Source organism: Acinetobacter sichuanensis, assembly GCF_003024515.2.
GTDB classification, from domain to species: domain Bacteria; phylum Pseudomonadota; class Gammaproteobacteria; order Pseudomonadales; family Moraxellaceae; genus Acinetobacter; species Acinetobacter sichuanensis.
The window spans coordinates 1-1,061 of the sequence record NZ_PYIX02000168.1 but is presented as its reverse complement, the minus strand read 5'-3'; the positions used below and the strand labels follow the sequence as shown (position 1 = coordinate 1,061).

The window sequence follows — 1,061 nt, the reverse complement described above, 5'->3', positions numbered from 1 at the left end:
ATTGCTTCAGATGGATTTTTCTTGATGGATATTCATTTCACAGAAGATGATGCGGTGGCAGTTTTTGCACGTGAAAAACAAAAAGAAAGCGAGGTGGTGTGATGGAAAAACTAATTAAAGTCAAAGATATAAATATCAGCACAACACCAAGTGTTATTGCTCAAGATGTATTTAAAAAGGCTGTCTCACCAGTAATCACAGTTTTAGAAAAAGAAGGTCGTGAATCAGTAAAAGAATTCACTTTCTGTTCAATGTGGCTAGCAATGGGCTTGTATGTAAATAATTTAAGCACCTCTGATGCAGAGAAAGCATTAAATCATGCAACCTCAAATGTGATTAAAGAGCTTAAAAAGATGCGAGGTGAAAAGTGATAGATATTCAAAGAAAAAACTTTATAACTCAGGTTGGAGAGTTAGATTCATTTAATCTACATGAATTTACATTAAGTCCATTTGAGTGGGATGAGGTAGATCAGAGATTCTATTTCCCACCAACTCAGCTTTTATGGGAAACGTGGCAAGCTGCCAAAACCCAAGCCGTGCCTGAGGGGTTTGTTTTGGTGCCAAAACTTTCAGCTAATTACCTATTTAACAAAGTGCCTGAGCTTGGCTTTAAGTATCAAGATGAAAAAGACACTGTTCTTTATCATTTAAATTACATGGCTTCTGAGTTTGAAGAATCCGCTAAGAAATTTGTTGCCCTTGATCATGAAAAACAGAAGCGCTTTATTGAAGAAAGTGGTTTAGATTCATATCGCACAGACTTTGAAATCATTGAACAAACTTTAAAATTAGTTGATCTTTTAGCATCATCAACTAATGTTTTTCAGCGTGATCCGAAAAGCAAAGTTTACCCTTTTGAATCTGAAAATCCACGTGTGATGGAATGGTGGCGTACAGCTTGCCAAATTCAAGAGCTACTTACTGATACTGATCCTGAAAATTGTGATTTTGAGGAATACAAAGCAATAATTGAAGCACAGGAGCGAGGGCATGAGTGAAAAATGCGTGAACACTGGCAACTGGTTAAATATGTGTGAATCTTTAAAAGAAGTAACCACT

General features: G+C 36.2%; 2 protein-coding genes. Both read left to right on the top strand.

Going from position 1 to position 1,061, the window contains the following annotated elements; all coding sequences use genetic code 11:
• The first annotated feature begins 101 nt into the window (after positions 1-101).
• Positions 102-371, top strand: a complete 270-nt coding sequence (locus C9E89_RS22780) for a hypothetical protein (protein ID WP_107010323.1) — start codon at positions 102-104, stop codon at positions 369-371.
• Entirely contained in the window at positions 368-1,000 is a 633-nt protein-coding gene (locus tag C9E89_RS22775; RefSeq protein WP_107010322.1) for a hypothetical protein, read from the top strand. The genes C9E89_RS22780 and C9E89_RS22775 overlap by 4 nt, the downstream gene beginning before the upstream one ends.
• Positions 1,001-1,061 lie beyond the last annotated feature (61 nt).

Bases quoted from the DNA above. Each gene is read 5' to 3' on its own strand.
- C9E89_RS22780 (WP_107010323.1), top strand. From the start codon at position 102: ATGGAAAAACTAATTAAAGTCAAAGATATAAATATCAGCACAACACCA.